The organism is Prosthecomicrobium pneumaticum, from assembly GCF_014199915.1.
GTDB classification, from domain to species: Bacteria; Pseudomonadota; Alphaproteobacteria; order Rhizobiales; family Kaistiaceae; genus Prosthecomicrobium; species Prosthecomicrobium pneumaticum.
Genome location: NZ_JACHOO010000008.1, coordinates 12,820 through 26,059, shown reverse-complemented (window position 1 = coordinate 26,059; position 13,240 = coordinate 12,820). Strand labels below are relative to the sequence as shown.

At 69.8% G+C, this 13,240-nt stretch carries 15 protein-coding genes; 9 read left to right on the top strand and 6 right to left on the bottom strand.

Annotated features, from left to right (window positions below; all coding sequences use genetic code 11):
- Positions 1 to 19 precede the first annotated feature (19 nt).
- Positions 20 to 1,114 (top strand): S-methyl-5-thioribose-1-phosphate isomerase, encoded by a 1,095-nt coding sequence (mtnA, locus tag GGQ63_RS17095; protein ID WP_183857825.1) that lies wholly within the window; start codon positions 20 to 22, stop codon positions 1,112 to 1,114.
- On the opposite strand, the gene GGQ63_RS17090 is transcribed toward mtnA, so the two are convergent.
- Both GGQ63_RS17090 and mtnB read right to left on the bottom strand, forming a co-directional pair.
- The gene (locus GGQ63_RS17090; RefSeq protein ID WP_183857824.1) at positions 1,115 to 1,675 is read right to left on the bottom strand and encodes a 1,2-dihydroxy-3-keto-5-methylthiopentene dioxygenase; all 561 of its coding nucleotides are present in this window, start codon (positions 1,673 to 1,675) and stop codon (positions 1,115 to 1,117) included.
- Positions 1,672 to 2,355: a methylthioribulose 1-phosphate dehydratase gene (gene mtnB / locus GGQ63_RS17085; protein ID WP_183857823.1), complete on the bottom strand. Its 684-nt coding sequence runs from the start codon at positions 2,353 to 2,355 to the stop codon at positions 1,672 to 1,674. Before mtnB ends, GGQ63_RS17090 begins: the two co-directional genes overlap by 4 nt.
- Before the next feature lie 187 nt (positions 2,356 to 2,542).
- Between mtnB and GGQ63_RS17080 the strand changes: the two genes are divergently transcribed.
- Positions 2,543 to 3,595, top strand: a complete 1,053-nt coding sequence (locus GGQ63_RS17080) for a substrate-binding domain-containing protein (protein ID WP_425502089.1) — start codon at positions 2,543 to 2,545, stop codon at positions 3,593 to 3,595.
- 108 nt (positions 3,596 to 3,703) lie between these two features.
- Complete coding sequence (locus GGQ63_RS17075) at positions 3,704 to 4,879, top strand: aminotransferase (RefSeq protein ID WP_183857822.1); 1,176 nt, start codon at positions 3,704 to 3,706, stop codon at positions 4,877 to 4,879.
- Positions 4,880 to 4,920: 41 nt separating this feature from the next.
- Here GGQ63_RS17075 and GGQ63_RS17070 read toward each other — a convergent pair whose 3' ends face one another.
- On the bottom strand, positions 4,921 to 5,988 hold the full coding sequence (locus tag GGQ63_RS17070; RefSeq protein WP_183857821.1) for a hypothetical protein: 1,068 nt from the start codon (positions 5,986 to 5,988) through the stop codon (positions 4,921 to 4,923).
- A 216-nt stretch (positions 5,989 to 6,204) separates the two neighbouring features.
- Between GGQ63_RS17070 and GGQ63_RS17065 the strand changes: the two genes are divergently transcribed.
- On the top strand, positions 6,205 to 6,774 hold the full coding sequence (locus GGQ63_RS17065; RefSeq protein ID WP_183857820.1) for a nitroreductase family protein: 570 nt from the start codon (positions 6,205 to 6,207) through the stop codon (positions 6,772 to 6,774).
- Between the two features lie 23 nt (positions 6,775 to 6,797).
- Here GGQ63_RS17065 and GGQ63_RS17060 read toward each other — a convergent pair whose 3' ends face one another.
- Positions 6,798 to 7,580, bottom strand: coding sequence for an NAD kinase (locus GGQ63_RS17060; protein WP_183857819.1), 783 nt, complete (start codon positions 7,578 to 7,580; stop codon positions 6,798 to 6,800).
- Between the two features lie 152 nt (positions 7,581 to 7,732).
- On the opposite strand from GGQ63_RS17060, the gene purU reads away from it, so the two are divergent.
- Both purU and folD read left to right on the top strand, forming a co-directional pair.
- Positions 7,733 to 8,590 (top strand): formyltetrahydrofolate deformylase, encoded by an 858-nt coding sequence (purU, locus tag GGQ63_RS17055; protein ID WP_425502088.1) that lies wholly within the window; start codon positions 7,733 to 7,735, stop codon positions 8,588 to 8,590.
- Positions 8,562 to 9,500, top strand: coding sequence for a bifunctional methylenetetrahydrofolate dehydrogenase/methenyltetrahydrofolate cyclohydrolase FolD (gene folD / locus GGQ63_RS17050; protein WP_183857818.1), 939 nt, complete (start codon positions 8,562 to 8,564; stop codon positions 9,498 to 9,500). Before purU ends, folD begins: the two co-directional genes overlap by 29 nt.
- A 45-nt stretch (positions 9,501 to 9,545) precedes the next feature.
- Here the strand turns inward: folD and GGQ63_RS17045 are convergent, their stop codons facing one another.
- Both GGQ63_RS17045 and GGQ63_RS17040 read right to left on the bottom strand, forming a co-directional pair.
- Positions 9,546 to 10,151, bottom strand: coding sequence for a hypothetical protein (locus tag GGQ63_RS17045; protein WP_183857817.1), 606 nt, complete (start codon positions 10,149 to 10,151; stop codon positions 9,546 to 9,548).
- 270 nt (positions 10,152 to 10,421) lie between these two features.
- On the bottom strand, positions 10,422 to 11,327 hold the full coding sequence (locus GGQ63_RS17040) for a DMT family transporter (protein WP_183857816.1): 906 nt from the start codon (positions 11,325 to 11,327) through the stop codon (positions 10,422 to 10,424).
- Between the two features lie 145 nt (positions 11,328 to 11,472).
- On the opposite strand from GGQ63_RS17040, the gene GGQ63_RS17035 reads away from it, so the two are divergent.
- From GGQ63_RS17035 to GGQ63_RS17025, 3 genes are all read left to right on the top strand, one after another.
- Positions 11,473 to 11,967, top strand: a complete 495-nt coding sequence (locus GGQ63_RS17035) for an HIT domain-containing protein (protein WP_246429845.1) — start codon at positions 11,473 to 11,475, stop codon at positions 11,965 to 11,967.
- 49 nt (positions 11,968 to 12,016) lie between these two features.
- Complete coding sequence (locus tag GGQ63_RS17030; RefSeq protein WP_183857815.1) at positions 12,017 to 12,787, top strand: DeoR/GlpR family DNA-binding transcription regulator; 771 nt, start codon at positions 12,017 to 12,019, stop codon at positions 12,785 to 12,787.
- Between the two features lie 72 nt (positions 12,788 to 12,859).
- Entirely contained in the window at positions 12,860 to 13,069 is a 210-nt protein-coding gene (locus GGQ63_RS17025; RefSeq protein WP_183858008.1) for a hypothetical protein, read from the top strand.
- The last annotated feature ends 171 nt before the right edge of the window (positions 13,070 to 13,240 follow it).

Here is a 13,240-nt window from a genome sequence, read left to right as displayed (position 1 = left end):
ATTTCCGAGGAGAGACACGATGCGGGTCGACGGCACCTCCTATCGCTCGATCTGGCGCAGCGGCGACGGCGTCACCGTGGTCGACCAGACCCGGCTGCCGCACGCCTTCACCACCTTCGACATCGCGACCGAGGCGGCCGCGGTCGATGCGATCCGCCGCATGGTGGTGCGCGGTGCGCCGCTGATCGGCGTCACCGGGGCTTACGGCCTCGCCTTTGCGCTGCGCGAGGACGCCTCCGATGCCGCGCTCGACGCCGCTTATGGCCGGTTGCTCGCCAGCCGCCCGACCGCGGTCAATCTGCGCTGGGCGCTCGACCGCATGCTGCGCGCGGTCACCGCGGTGGCCGAGAACGCGCGTCACGAGACGGCGCTGTCGCTCGCCGACGCCCTCGCCGAAGAGGACGTCGCCACCAATGAGGCGATCGCCACCCACGGCGTCGCGCTCGTCCGGGCCGCGCTCGAGAAGAAGGGCGGCGCCGGGCCGGTCAACATCCTGACCCATTGCAACACCGGCTGGATCGCCTGCGTCGACTGGGGCACGGCGCTCGGCGTCATCTACAAGGCCCACGACGAGGGCCTGCCGGTGCACGTCTATGTCGACGAGACCCGGCCGCGCAACCAGGGCGCCAGCCTCACCACCTGGGAACTCGCTGCGCACGGCGTGCCGCACACCCTCGTCGCCGATAATGCCGGCGGCCATCTGATGCAGGAGGGGTCCGTCGATCTGGTGCTCGTCGGGGCCGACCGGGTCGCGGCGAATGGCGACGCCTGCAACAAGATCGGCACCTATCTGAAGGCGCTCGCCGCTGCCGACAATGGCGTGCCCTTCTACGTCGCCCTGCCGGCGAGCACGGTCGACTGGAGCCTGCCGAAGGGGGTGGGGGCGATCGAGATCGAGGAGCGCTCGGCGGAGGAGGTGACCCACATCGCCGGCGTGACGCCGGACGGCGCGGTGACAAGGGTGCGCATCGCGCCCGAGGGAACGAAGGCGGCGAACCCCGCCTTCGACGTAACCCCGGCCCGGCTGATCAGCGGCCTGATCACCGAGCGCGGCATCGCCCCGGCGAGCGCCGAAGGGCTCGCCGGGCTGTTTCCGGAGCAGCGCGGCGCCTGATCAGGCGGCGGCGCGGGCTTCGTTGAAGCGCGGCACGCTCGCCGAGATGGCGTCGCCGGTGAACTTCGCCACCCAGCCGTCCGGCGAGATGAACAGCCGGATGCAGGTGAATTCGGGTGCCGGGCCCATGTCGAACCAGTGCTGCGTGCCGGCCGGCACGGAGAGCAGGTCGCCGCGGGTGCACACCACCTGATAGATCTTGTCGCCGAGATGCAGGTAGAAGGCGCCGCTGCCTTCGACGAAGAAGCGGACCTCGTCCTCGTCGTGCGTGTGCTCGTCGAGGAACTTGGTGCGCAGCGCCTCCTTGTTCGGATTGTCCGGCTTGATGCTGATCACGTCGATCGTGCGATAGCCGGCCTCGGCCGAGAGCCGATCGATCTCGCTCTTGTAGGCGTCGAGAATGGTCGCCTGGTCGGCGCCCGCCGGCAGTTCGCGGTCGGCCGTCCAGCGCTCGAAGCGCACGCCGACATCGCCGAGCAGCGCCGCGATCTCGGCGGTGTCGCTCGTCGTCTTCTCCGCGTTCGCGGGTTCGGCATAGGGATAGATGGTGAGGGTCGTCATCGTCTGGACCTCCGATAGGAGCGTTCTTGTTCGAGGAGCGTTTCCAAGGCTTCGAGGTGCCGCCAGGCCTCCGCGGCGTCCGCGCCGAAGGCGTAGAGCCCGTGGCCGGCGAGGAGATAACCCGGCGCGATGTGCAGGCCGGCCTCGCGCGGCGCCGCGAACCGCGCATCGACGAGGGCGGCGAGCCGCACCGTATCCTGATCATTCGCGAAGACCGGAACCTCGACCACCGCTTCGTGGGTCCGGACGCCCTTCAGCGCCTTCTGGAGTTCCCAGCCTTCGAGCCGCACGGCGTCCTCCGCGGACTCGTCCTCGAGAGCGAGGCGCGACAGAACCGTGGCGGCCGGGCTGTGGACATGGAAGATCGCGCCGATCGCGGGATCGGCCCGATAGAGCGCGACGTGCAGCGGCGCCTCCGCCGAGGAGCCGGGCAGGAGCGGCGCGTCGAGCGGCTGGATCAGGATGTCGGCCGCCGACAGGGCGCCCTTGTCGACGCCCGAGCGCGTCATGGCGGCGCGGCCGCCGTCGATGCGCACCGAGAAATTGCCCGACGTCGCCGGCACCCAGTGGCGGCCCGCGGCGGCGCGACCGGCGGCGATCACCGCGTCCGTTGCGGCGGCGACCGCCGCCTCGGCGCGGTCGCGCTGGCCCTCGATGGCGTGCAGACTGTTGCTCGTCATGGCGTCGAATGTCCCGAGCCGGAGGCTAGCCGAGGGCGGACCCGGATTGGAGAGAGAAAAATCTACCCGGAAGCGGGAGATATAGAATTTTCTTCGTTCCGGAAAGCGGTGCGACGGCTTATCGAGGTTGGCATGTCCGGGCCGGGACCCTTCTAGGGGCGGCCGAACGCGATCTCGGGGGAATAGAATGATCACCAGACGGGCGCTCGCTCTCGCCGCCGCCGGCCTCGGCATGGCCGGCCTCCTCGCCGGCACCGCTCGCGCCGAAGGTCTCGCCGGAGCACCGGCGCCGTTCGACAAGGGCGGCGTCAAGGTGGCGCTCGTCACCTACATCTCGGGCGGCGACTTCTTTCAGGCCTATCAGGCCGGTGCCGAGGCGCAGGCCCGCGCGCTCGGCATCGATCTGCGCGTCTTTCCGGGCCGGCAGGACGCCGCCGAACAGCGCGACCAGATCGATCAGGCGATCAGCCTCGGCGTCGAGGGCATCATCATCGATCACGGCCTCACCGAGTCGCTGAAGGACGTCGCCCAGAAGGCCGTCGATGCCGGCATCAAGGTCGTCGCCTTCGACGTCAATCTCGAGAACGAGAAGATCCCGCAGGTCGAGCAGAGCGACGCGCTGCTTGCGAAGCTCGCGCTCGAAAAGGCGCTCGAGGAGAACGGCACGAGCTTCAATGCGGGCTATGTCTATGTGCCGGGATTCGCCCCGCTCGACCGCCGCAACGCGGTGTGGGAGGAGGTCAGGAAAGCCAATCCCGGCATCGTCGAGAAGGCCCGCTGGGGCGTCGTCAACGACACGATCGCGGCCTCGGTCTCGGATCAGACCAAGGCCGCCTTCCAGGCCAATCCCGACATTTCGGTCGTCTTCGCGCCGTTCGACGAGTTCGCCCGCGGCGTCAAGCTCGCCGTCGAGGAGCTCGGCGTCGCCGACAAGGTGAAGATCTATTCTGCCGATATCTCGACCGCCGACATCCAGGAGATCGGCGCCGAGGGCAGCCCGTGGGTCGCGACGGTGGCGACCAATCCGGCGGTGGTCGGCGCGGTCTCGGTGCGGGCGGTGGCGCTGCTGATCGCCGGCCAGGATCCGGGCCGGCAGGTGGTGGTCGAGCCGACGCTCGTCACCCAGGCGGAGCTGCGCGAGAAGGGCATCAAGACCATCGAGGATCTGAACGCCAAGCTGCCGCAGTTCGGCGAGAGCGCTGCGGCGACGGCGCCGTGGATCCCGGCGACCGCGAGATAGGCGCAGCGCGCCTCCCGCCCGGAGACGGCGGGACGAAGACTTGAGACAAGAGAGGCCCCGCGCGTCCGTGCGGGGCCTTTGGTGCAGGCATGGACGGGTCGGCTTGAGATGACGAACAGGACCTTCGGCGCGCTCGGGATCACGGTATTCGAGGCGATGTCGCGGCTCGCCGCGGCGCATGGCGCGGTCAATCTCGGCCAGGGCTTTCCGGAGGGGCTGGAGCCGCGGGCCGTCGTCGAGGCGGCCGCCGCCGCGCTCCTCGAAGGGCCGCACCAATATCCGCCGATGCGGGGCGTGCCGGAACTGCGCCGCGCCGTGGCGGAGAACGGCGCCCGCTTCTTCGGCATCGAGGCCGACTGGGAGAGCGAGGTGCTCGTCACCTCCGGGGCCACCGAGGCGCTCGCCGCCGCCTTCTTCGCGCTGCTCAATCCCGGCGACGAGGCGATCATCCTCGAGCCCGCCTATGATTCCTATGCGCCGATCATCGAGCGCGCCGGGGCGACCGTCGTGCCGGTGCGGCTCGTCGCTCCCGACTGGACGCTGCCGAAGGCGGCGCTCGAAGCCGCGGTGACGGCGCACACCCGCCTCATCGTCGTCAACACGCCGATGAATCCGACCGGCAAGGTGTTTTCCGCCGAAGAGCTCGCCTGGCTCGCCGCGTTCCTCGTCCGGCACGATCTGGTCGCCGTCTGCGACGAGGTCTATGAGCACCTGACCTTCGACGGCACGCGGCACGCCTCGCTGTTCGGCCTCCCTTCGGCGCGGGCCCGCACGGTGCGGATCGGTTCGGCCGGCAAGTCCTTCTCTATGACCGGCTGGAAGGTCGGCTACATCACCGCCGAGCGGGCGCTGATCGAGCCGATCGCGCGCGCGCACCAGTATCTGACCTTCACGACGCCCCCCGCGCTGCAGCGTGCCGTCGCCGCCGGCCTCGCGCTCGATGCGGCCTATTTCGACGGCCTGCGCGGCGCGCTCCAGGAACGCCGCGATTTCCTCGCCGCGGGGCTCGCGGAGGCGGGCTTCGACGTGCTGCCCTGCTCGGGCGCCTATTTCCTCAACATCGACATTTCCGCCTTCGACGCGGCCGGCGACGATCAGGCCTTCGCCGAGCGGCTGGTGCGCGAGGCAGGGGTCGCGACCATCCCGCTCTCCGCCTTCTATCGCGACAAGGCGACGACCGGCCTCGTCCGGCTGTGCTTCGCCAAGCACCGGGCGACGCTCGAAGAGGCGATCGCCCGTCTCGGACGATGGCGCGACGGGGCGGCCCTCAAGGCGGCCGAATAGGCGGGCCACGAAGGGGGCGGGGGGCTCGCTGCCCGAGCCGGCTACTTCGCCAGCACTTCGATCTCGCGGTCGATGCCCGATTCGACCGAGAAGCTGCGCTCGTAGATCTTGTCGTCGTGCTTGGCGATCGCGGTGTAGTCGCCGACCGCGAGCACCACGGCCGGGAAGGCGCCGACGCTGTCGAACACCGTGTCGCCGCCGGGCGTCACCACCGACCAGTTCGTGTTGGCGAGCGCCTCGCCGCCGCGTTCGGCGACGAGCTTCAGCGTCATCCGCGCCGCCTGCTGATAGAGCGTCGCCTCGGTGAGCTTGCCCGGCTCGACCCGGATGTCGGCCCGGACCACCGCATTGGCGTTCCCGTAGCGCCCGACGACATGATAGGTCGCCGCATTCAGCCGGACGACGCGGTTCGGGTGCACCCGCGGCACGATCAGCCGCCGCTCGCCGGCATCGCTCTGCTCCTCGGCGAAGATGTCGAAGGAGGCTTCGTCGCCATTGACCGTCTTGTCGCTGCCGACCATCGCGCTGAGCTTGAGGCCGCCGGCATTGAGCACCAGCGTGTCGTGCACCGCCGTGCCGCCGACGGTGATCTGCTTCGCCGCACCGGCCCGGCCATAGGCGGCATGGACGACATAGCGGCCCGGCTCGACCGCCAGCGTGACAATGCCGCCGGTCTCCTCCTTGACGAGCGGCAGGCGGCCATCGCCGCCCGGCGTCTGCGAGAACACCCGCCAGATCACGTCGGCCGGGACGGATCGGCCGTCCTCCGTGAGGCGTGCCTCGAGCGTCAGATTGCCGATCGGCGCGGCGGCGGGCGCCGTGGCAGCGGCCGGCGGTGCCGCAGCCGGAGGGAGGGCTGCGGGCGGCGGCGCGGCGGCCTCGCCGCGCGGCGGGGCAGGGGCCGCGGGCGGCGGTGCGGTCATCATCGGCGCGGGAAGGCCGCCCTGCAGCGGCGTCAGGGCCATCGGATCGGCGGGCGCAGCACCGTCGGGCACATCGGCGGGCGGCAGTGGCAGGGCGTCCTGGGCGTGGAGAGACGGGATGGCGACGAGCATCGCCGCGGCGAGCAGGGCCGCCGCCTTCGTGCCGATGCTGATTCGCCGCCTCATCGCTGCTCCGTCTCCCGGTTCGCCCCCGTCTCGGCCCGCGCTGCGGCCGCTGGCCGGCCCGGCGCGAGCATAAGGAGCGGCAGGATGGCGAATTCAAGACCGGCCGGCAAGCATCCGCCCCCTGCGACGCCGTCCGCCATTCTCGCCCGGCGGCGAATCCGCTAAGCCTCGCCGGGCCGGCGCCACACGGCCTTTCCCGATGTCGAGAGACCCCCCATGAACGATACGATCGATTTCCTGCTGCGGCGCCGTTCGATCCCCGCCGTCAATCTCGTCGAGCCCGGTCCCGACGCGGCGCAGCTCGACACCCTCCTGACGATCGCCGCGCGCGTGCCGGACCACGGCAAGCTGGCGCCCTGGCGCTTCATTCTCTTCAGGGGCGCGGCCCGTGCCGAAGCGGGCGCCGCCTTCGCCGCCCTCCTGAGGACGAAACAGCCCGGCGCCGACGAGAAGCGCATCGCTTTCGAGGAGGCCCGCTTCACCCGGTCCCCGCTGGTCGTCGCGGTGGTCAGCCGCGCCGCGCCTCATCCAAAGATCCCGGAATGGGAGCAGGTGCTCTCGGCCGGTGCGGCGGCGATGAACCTCGTCGTCGCGGCGCAGGCGATGGGCTTCGGCGCCCAGTGGATCACCGAATGGGTGACCTATGACGAGGATGCGCGCGCGCTGCTCGGTCTCGCGCCCGAGGAGCGACTTGCCGGGCTCGTCCATATCGGCACGCCCGACATCCCGCCCTTCGAGCGGCCGCGGCCGGCGCTGTCCGAGATCGTCAGCGACTGGACGCGCTGATCCGTGGCGACCCGCGGCGCCGATCAGTAGCGGAATTGTTCGGCGAGGATCCGCTCGTCGAAGGAGTGGCCGGGGTCGAACATGATCAGGCTGCGGGCGCGGCGGTCCTGGCGCACCACGACCTCGACCACCGATTTCACTTCGGTGTGGTCGGCGACCGCATTGACCGGTCGCTTCTCCGTCTCGAGCACCTCGATCTTGACCACCGCCCGGTCGGGAATGATCGCGCCGCGCCAGCGCCGGGGCCGGAAGGCGCTGATCGGCGTGAGCGCCAGCATTGGCGCCGAGAGCGGCAGGATCGGCCCGTGGGCGGAGAGGTTGTAGGCGGTCGATCCGGCGGGGGTGGCGACGAGGATGCCGTCGCAGATCAGCTCTTCGAGCCGCACGGCGCCGTCGATGGTGATCCTGAGCTTCGCCGCCTGATAGGACTGGCGGAACAGGGCGACCTCGTTGATCGCGAAGGATTGCGCGGCGCGGCCGGCATCGTCGCGCGTCTGCATGACGAGCGGGTGGAGCGCGGTGACGAGCGCGGCGTCGACCCGCTCGATCAGATCCTCCTCGCTATAATCGTTCATCAGGAAGCCGACCGTGCCACGGTTCATGCCGTAGATCGGCTTCCCGGCATTCATGAAGCGGTGCAGCATCTGCAGCATGAAGCCGTCGCCGCCGAGCGCGACGATCACGGTCGCGGCCTCCGGCTCGACGGTGCCGTAGCGTTCGGCAAGCCGCACCTGCGCTTCCTGCGCGTCCGGCGTCGGGCCGGCGAGCACCGCGATGCGGGTTTGACGGTTCGTCTGTTCAGCCATGTCGCCCCTCGCGGCCGCCGCCGCACTTAGCACGCCCCTGCCGCGCTTTCCAACGCCGCGGCTGCGCGGCTTTGCCTGTTGCGGCGCCTGCTCGCGCCCGCTAGTGCTCCGCCGGCCGGCGCGGGCGCGCCGCGCCTCGTTGGGAAATGATCATGGGCATGGATCCGGCACGCTTCGTTCTGACGCTCTCCTGCGAGGATCGGAAGGGTATCGTCGCCGCGGTCGCCAACTCGCTCGCGGCCCAGGACGGCAACATCGTCGAGAGCGCCCAGTACGGCGATCCGGAGACCGGCCGCTTCTTCATGCGCGTCGCCTTCTCGGCGCCGACGACGACGGTCGAATCCTTCACGCGCGGCTTCGCCCCGGTCGCCACCGCCTACCAGCTCGACTGGCACATCCACGATCTCGCCGTGCGGCCGCGGGTGATGATCCTCGTCTCGAAGATGGGCCATTGCCTGAACGATCTGCTCTACCGCAATTCCATCGATCAGCTGCCGATGGAGCTCGTCTCGGTCGTCTCCAATCACGAGACGCTGCGCCGGCGTGTCGAGGCCGACGGTCTGCCCTTCCACCATCTGCCCGTCACGCCGGATCGCAAGGCCGAGCAGGAGAACGCGCTCCTCGCCATGATCGAGGCCGAGCGGATCGATCTCGTCGTGCTCGCCCGCTACATGCAGGTCCTGTCCGACGGCATGTCGCGCGCGCTCGCCGGGCGCGTCATCAACATCCATCATTCCTTCCTGCCGAGCTTCAAGGGTGCCAAGCCCTATCACCGGGCGCACGAACGGGGCGTCAAGCTGATCGGGGCGACGGCGCATTACGTCACCGCCGATCTCGACGAAGGCCCGATCATCGAGCAGGACGTCGAGCGGGTCGACCATTCGATGTCGGCCGAGACTCTGATCGCGATCGGCCGCGACGTCGAATGTGCCGTGCTGGCACGCGCGATCAAATTCCACCTCGAACACAGGGTGCTGATCAATGGCCAGCGCACCGTCGTCTTCCGCTGAGATCCCGACCCAACGGATCGATGGCCGGGCGGTTGCGGAAGCGGTCGTCGCGGCGGTCGGGGCGGCATCGGCCCGGCTGACGGCCGAGACCGGCATCCGCCCCGGACTCGCCGTCGTGCTCGTCGGCGAGGATCCGGCGAGCCAGGTCTATGTCGGCGCGAAGGGCAAACGGGCGACGGCGCTCGGCTTCCACTCCGTGCAGCACACGCTGCCGGCTTCGACATCCGAGATCGAACTGATCGCTCTCGTCGAGGCGCTCAACCGCGACCCCGAGATCCACGGCATTCTCGTGCAGTTCCCGCTGCCGGGCAGGCTCGACGAGGCGCGGGCACGGGTGATCGAGGCGATCGCCCCGGAGAAAGACGTCGACGGCCTGCATCCGCTCAACGTCGGCCGTCTCGCCGCCGGCGGCGAGGCCATGGTGCCGTGTACGCCGGCCGGTGCGATGCTGCTCATTCGCCGCGTGCTGGGTCCCGATCTCTCCGGACGGGAGGCTGTGGTGGTCGGCCGCTCGAACCTCGTCGGCAAGCCGATCGCGCAACTGCTCCTGCAGGCGCAGGCGACGGTGACGATCGCCCATTCGCGCACGGCCGATCTGCCGGCCGTGACGCGGCGGGCCGACATCCTGGTCGCCGCGACGGGCCGTCCGGAGATGGTGCGCGGCGACTGGATCAAGCCGGGCGCGGTGGTGATCGATGTCGGCATCAACCGGGTGGCGGCGCCGGAGAAGGGGCCGGACGGTACGCGCCTCTGCGGCGATGTCGCGACGGCCGAGGCGACGGGGCGTGCCGCGGCGATCACGCCGGTGCCGGGCGGGGTCGGGCCGATGACGATCGCCATGCTGATGGCGAACACGGTGAAGGCGGCCTATCGCGCCGCCGGCTGGCCCGCCCCGCCGCTCGGCGAGTGAGCGGTCATCCCTCCCCCGGTTCGGGAGAGGGATGAGGAGGAGGGTTCAGCGGGCCGCCATGCGCTGCACGGCGCGGCAGAGCGCAACCAGATCGTTGTCGTACTGCTGCGAATGGGCGAGAATCCCGACGCAGCGCTTGCGTGCCTGCGCAACGGTGATGCCGCTGTTGCGGCCGTTCTGACCGATCACGCCCGGCCCGTCGGGGCCGCCGGCACCCGGGCCATCCGGATCGCCCGGTCCACCGAGGCCGCCGCCGCCTTCGAGCAGGCTGAGATCCAGATCGACATCCGCGGCGCTGTTGCCGCCGATGCCGACATCCGCATCGACCGAACTGGAGCGGCCGAGCGCGCCGGTATTGACCGATGCGTCGACGTCGGCGACGGAGTTGTTCCCCAGCGCGTTGACGTTCGCATTGGCGTTGGTGTTGCCGATGCTGGCATTGGCGTTGGCCCCGACGCCACCATTCGCGCCGCCGCCGACGCCCACATTGGCGCTCGCGGCATTGCCGACATTGGCACTGACACCGACACCACCGCCCGAACGTCCGCCGACGCTCGCGCTCGCGCCGCCGACGCTGACGTCGAGGGCGGAGGCCGAGGTCGACGAGAGAGCGAGCGCAACGAGCGCCGCAAGGCAGCCGATCTTACCCATGGTTCTCTCCTGATCTCTGATGAGCCGCCGGCGGACGGATCCGCCGAGCTGCGGAGTCAACCGGGATGGAGAGTTTTGGTTGCGACATCACGTCGCAAAGCGCACGCCGTGGATTTCCGTTAAGGTCAGGTTAACCACTTATGCGTTCGCAAATTCTGACCCAACGTCTGTGTTTCAAGTGTATTGGCATTTGTCTTTGAAGCGGCCGAATTATCGGCCGCTTTTTAGTTTGGGCTAAATCTGCCCGTCGCACGCTGCCGCCCGCGCCCCTCAGACATGCGCCCGCAAGGTGCGGCCCCGTCGGCGCTCGCGGTGCATGATGTAGAGCCCGCTGCCGATCACGATCGAGGCGCCGGCGAGCAGGATCGGATCGACCGGCGTCGCGAAGAGAACCGCGCCGTAGATCACCGCCCACAGCATCATCGAATATTGCATTGGTGCCACGGCGCTCGCCGGGGCGAGCGACAGGCCGCGCACGATCAGGAACTGCGCGCTGCCCATGGCGAGGCCGCCGAGCGCGGCGAGCCCGAGATCGGCGAGGGCCGGGGTCTGGAAGGTCCAGATCATGCCGGGGATGTTGACGAGGATCTGCCCGCCGACCGCCGCCGTCACCATGACCGCCGGCTGCTCGAGCCGGGCGATCTTGCGCATCAGCAACACGACGAAGGCGCCGTTGACCGCCGCCACGAACATCGCGCCATGGCCGGGGCCGACCGCCGCGAAGCCGGGCCGCACCATGATCAGCACGCCGACGAGCCCGACCACCACCGCACCCCAGCGATGGATGCCGACCTTCTCGCCGAGGAGTGGGATCGACAGGAGCGTCACGATCAGCGGTGTCGAGAAGGCGATCGCATAGGAATCGGCCAGCGGCAGCTGGGAATAGGCATAGACGCCGCATGTGCCGCCGAAGCCGGCGAGCAGACCGCGCAGCAGCACGAGGCGCGGATGCCGCACCCGCAGCCGGCCCGGCCCGCCATGCTTCATCACGAGCACCATCAGCGGGATGGTGGCGAAGCTCGCCTGCATGAAAGCGAGCTGGAACACCGAGTAGCGCACCGAGAGCAGCTTGACGACCGCATCGGCGCTCGCGAAGGCGAGATTGCCGAGAAGCGCCAGAGAGATGCCGGCGAGCACCCGCTCGCCGTCGTCGACCGGTGCGGAGAGCGCCGTCATCGCCCGCTCCCGCCGGCGCGCGGGAAGGGGCGCGCCGCAGGCGCGCGCGGCTTCGGATCGGTCGACACGGCGGGCCTCGCAGCGGTCGGGGAGGGGCGTCGGGGGAGAACGCCCGTCCGATCAAGGCCCCGATGGCGGCGCAATCATGGCGATGGCGAAGTTCGACGGCGGATTCGGCGCGATCCGGGTATGGTCGCGGGGCGAGACGAATCACCGGGAGGTTCGGATGGTGGAGTTCCGCTTGGCGCCGCGCATCGAGGCCGACTCGCTGTTCGTCCTCGACTGGCCGCTCTGTCAGGTCCGGCTGATGGACGACCGGCGTTATCCCTGGCTGCTGCTCCTGCCGCGCATCGACGGCCTCGAGGAATGGAGCGCCCTGTCGGACGCCGATGCCGCGACGCTCGCGCTCGAGGCGAAACGGGCGGCCGCCGCGATCGAGCGCCACGCCCGCCCTGCGAAGCTCAACGTCGCCGCGCTCGGCAACATCGTGCGGCAGTTTCATCTGCACGTCGTCGGCCGCTTCGAGGGCGATCCGGCCTGGCCGGGGCCGGTCTGGGGCGTCGGCAGCGCCGACCGTCATCCCGGGGCGGACCGCGACACGGCGGTCGCGGCGTGGCGCGGGCGGCTCACCGAAGGCTGAAGGCGAGGCAAGGGTCGGCTTCGCCGGCGGGCCGAGGGAGGGAGAGGGGATGCTGATCGCGCGGCAGAACGCCATTCTCGAGCGGGCGAAGCGGCACGGCCGGGTGACGGTGGACGAACTCGCCGCCGCTTTCGACGTGACGCCGCAGACGATCCGCAAGGATCTGAACGAGCTCTGCGACCAGAAGCTGCTGACCCGGGTGCATGGCGGGGCGGTGCTCTCCTCCGGCATCGAGAATGTCGGCTATGACGCGCGCCGCATGATCGCCTCGGCCGAGAAGGAGGCGATCGCGCTCGCCGCCGCGGCGCTGATCCCCGACAATGCCTCGCTCTTCATCAATATCGGCACCACGACGGAGGCGGTCGCCCGGGCGCTGCTGCAGCATTCCGGGCTGATGGTGATCACCAACAACCTCAACGTCGCGGCGACGATGCGGCCCTATCCGCAGATCGAGGTGGTGGTCGCCGGCGGCGTGGTGCGCCGCTCCGACGGCGGCATCGTCGGCGAGGCGGCGGTCGATTTCATCCGCCAGTTCAAGGTCGATTTCGCGGTCATCGGCGCCTCGGCGATCGACCCGGACGGGGCGTTGCTCGATTACGACTATCGCGAGGTGAAGGTCGCGCAGGCGATCATCTCGAATGCCCGCCGTGTCGTGCTCGTCTCCGATTCCTCGAAGTTCGAGCGCAGCGCCCCGGTGCGCATCGGCCACATCTCGCAGGTCGACGCCTTCGTCACCGATCGCTGCCCGGAGGCGCTGAAGGCGATCTGTGCGGCCTCCGAGGTCGAGCTGATCGAGACCGGACCGCCGGCTCCCCCCTGAACGGCGCCGCGGACGCGGAACGCCGGGCCGGGGCGGCGCATTGGTGGAGAGCTTCCAGAGAGGAGTATCACCATGACGACCGCCCCCACCGACCATCACGAAGCGCAGCTGCGCAAGCAGATCGAGGAGACCTTTTCGCCCCGGGCCGGTTCCGCCACGAAGAAGGGCGGCGACCGCGATCTCGACGAGAACCGCCAGGAGAATCTCGGCGAGAAGCTCGATGAGGCGATCGAGGAGAGTTTCCCCGCGAGCGACCCGGTCTCCGTCACCGTGACCCGCTGATCCCCCCTTCACTCGAACGGGCGCTTGATCCAGATCAAGGTCCTTCGCCGGCCGGCCGGCACTCTTCGGGGATCACCGGAGAGTGCCAGATGCCCACCGAATCCCTCGTCGTCTCGATCGCCGTCGTCGCGGCCTTCTTCCTCTTCAGCGTCACGCTCGCCATCGTCTCGC

What these genes read in the sequence shown, in the direction of transcription:
- GGQ63_RS17045 (WP_183857817.1), bottom strand. Translation starts at nt 10,151, where the DNA reads ATGGGTAAGATCGGCTGCCTTGCGGCGCTCGTTGCGCTCGCTCTCTCG.
- GGQ63_RS17030 (WP_183857815.1), top strand. Translation starts at nt 12,017, where the DNA reads ATGCTGATCGCGCGGCAGAACGCCATTCTCGAGCGGGCGAAGCGGCAC.
- GGQ63_RS17080 (WP_425502089.1), top strand. Translation starts at nt 2,543, where the DNA reads ATGATCACCAGACGGGCGCTCGCTCTCGCCGCCGCCGGCCTCGGCATG.
- GGQ63_RS17070 (WP_183857821.1), bottom strand. Translation starts at nt 5,988, where the DNA reads ATGAGGCGGCGAATCAGCATCGGCACGAAGGCGGCGGCCCTGCTCGCC.
- mtnA (WP_183857825.1), top strand. Translation starts at nt 20, where the DNA reads ATGCGGGTCGACGGCACCTCCTATCGCTCGATCTGGCGCAGCGGCGAC.
- GGQ63_RS17090 (WP_183857824.1), bottom strand. Translation starts at nt 1,675, where the DNA reads ATGACGACCCTCACCATCTATCCCTATGCCGAACCCGCGAACGCGGAG.
- GGQ63_RS17075 (WP_183857822.1), top strand. Translation starts at nt 3,704, where the DNA reads ATGACGAACAGGACCTTCGGCGCGCTCGGGATCACGGTATTCGAGGCG.
- purU (WP_425502088.1), top strand. Translation starts at nt 7,733, where the DNA reads ATGGGCATGGATCCGGCACGCTTCGTTCTGACGCTCTCCTGCGAGGAT.
- GGQ63_RS17040 (WP_183857816.1), bottom strand. Translation starts at nt 11,327, where the DNA reads ATGACGGCGCTCTCCGCACCGGTCGACGACGGCGAGCGGGTGCTCGCC.
- GGQ63_RS17025 (WP_183858008.1), top strand. Translation starts at nt 12,860, where the DNA reads ATGACGACCGCCCCCACCGACCATCACGAAGCGCAGCTGCGCAAGCAG.
- folD (WP_183857818.1), top strand. Translation starts at nt 8,562, where the DNA reads ATGGCCAGCGCACCGTCGTCTTCCGCTGAGATCCCGACCCAACGGATC.
- GGQ63_RS17035 (WP_246429845.1), top strand. Translation starts at nt 11,473, where the DNA reads ATGGCGATGGCGAAGTTCGACGGCGGATTCGGCGCGATCCGGGTATGG.
- GGQ63_RS17065 (WP_183857820.1), top strand. Translation starts at nt 6,205, where the DNA reads ATGAACGATACGATCGATTTCCTGCTGCGGCGCCGTTCGATCCCCGCC.
- mtnB (WP_183857823.1), bottom strand. Translation starts at nt 2,355, where the DNA reads ATGACGAGCAACAGTCTGCACGCCATCGAGGGCCAGCGCGACCGCGCC.
- GGQ63_RS17060 (WP_183857819.1), bottom strand. Translation starts at nt 7,580, where the DNA reads ATGGCTGAACAGACGAACCGTCAAACCCGCATCGCGGTGCTCGCCGGC.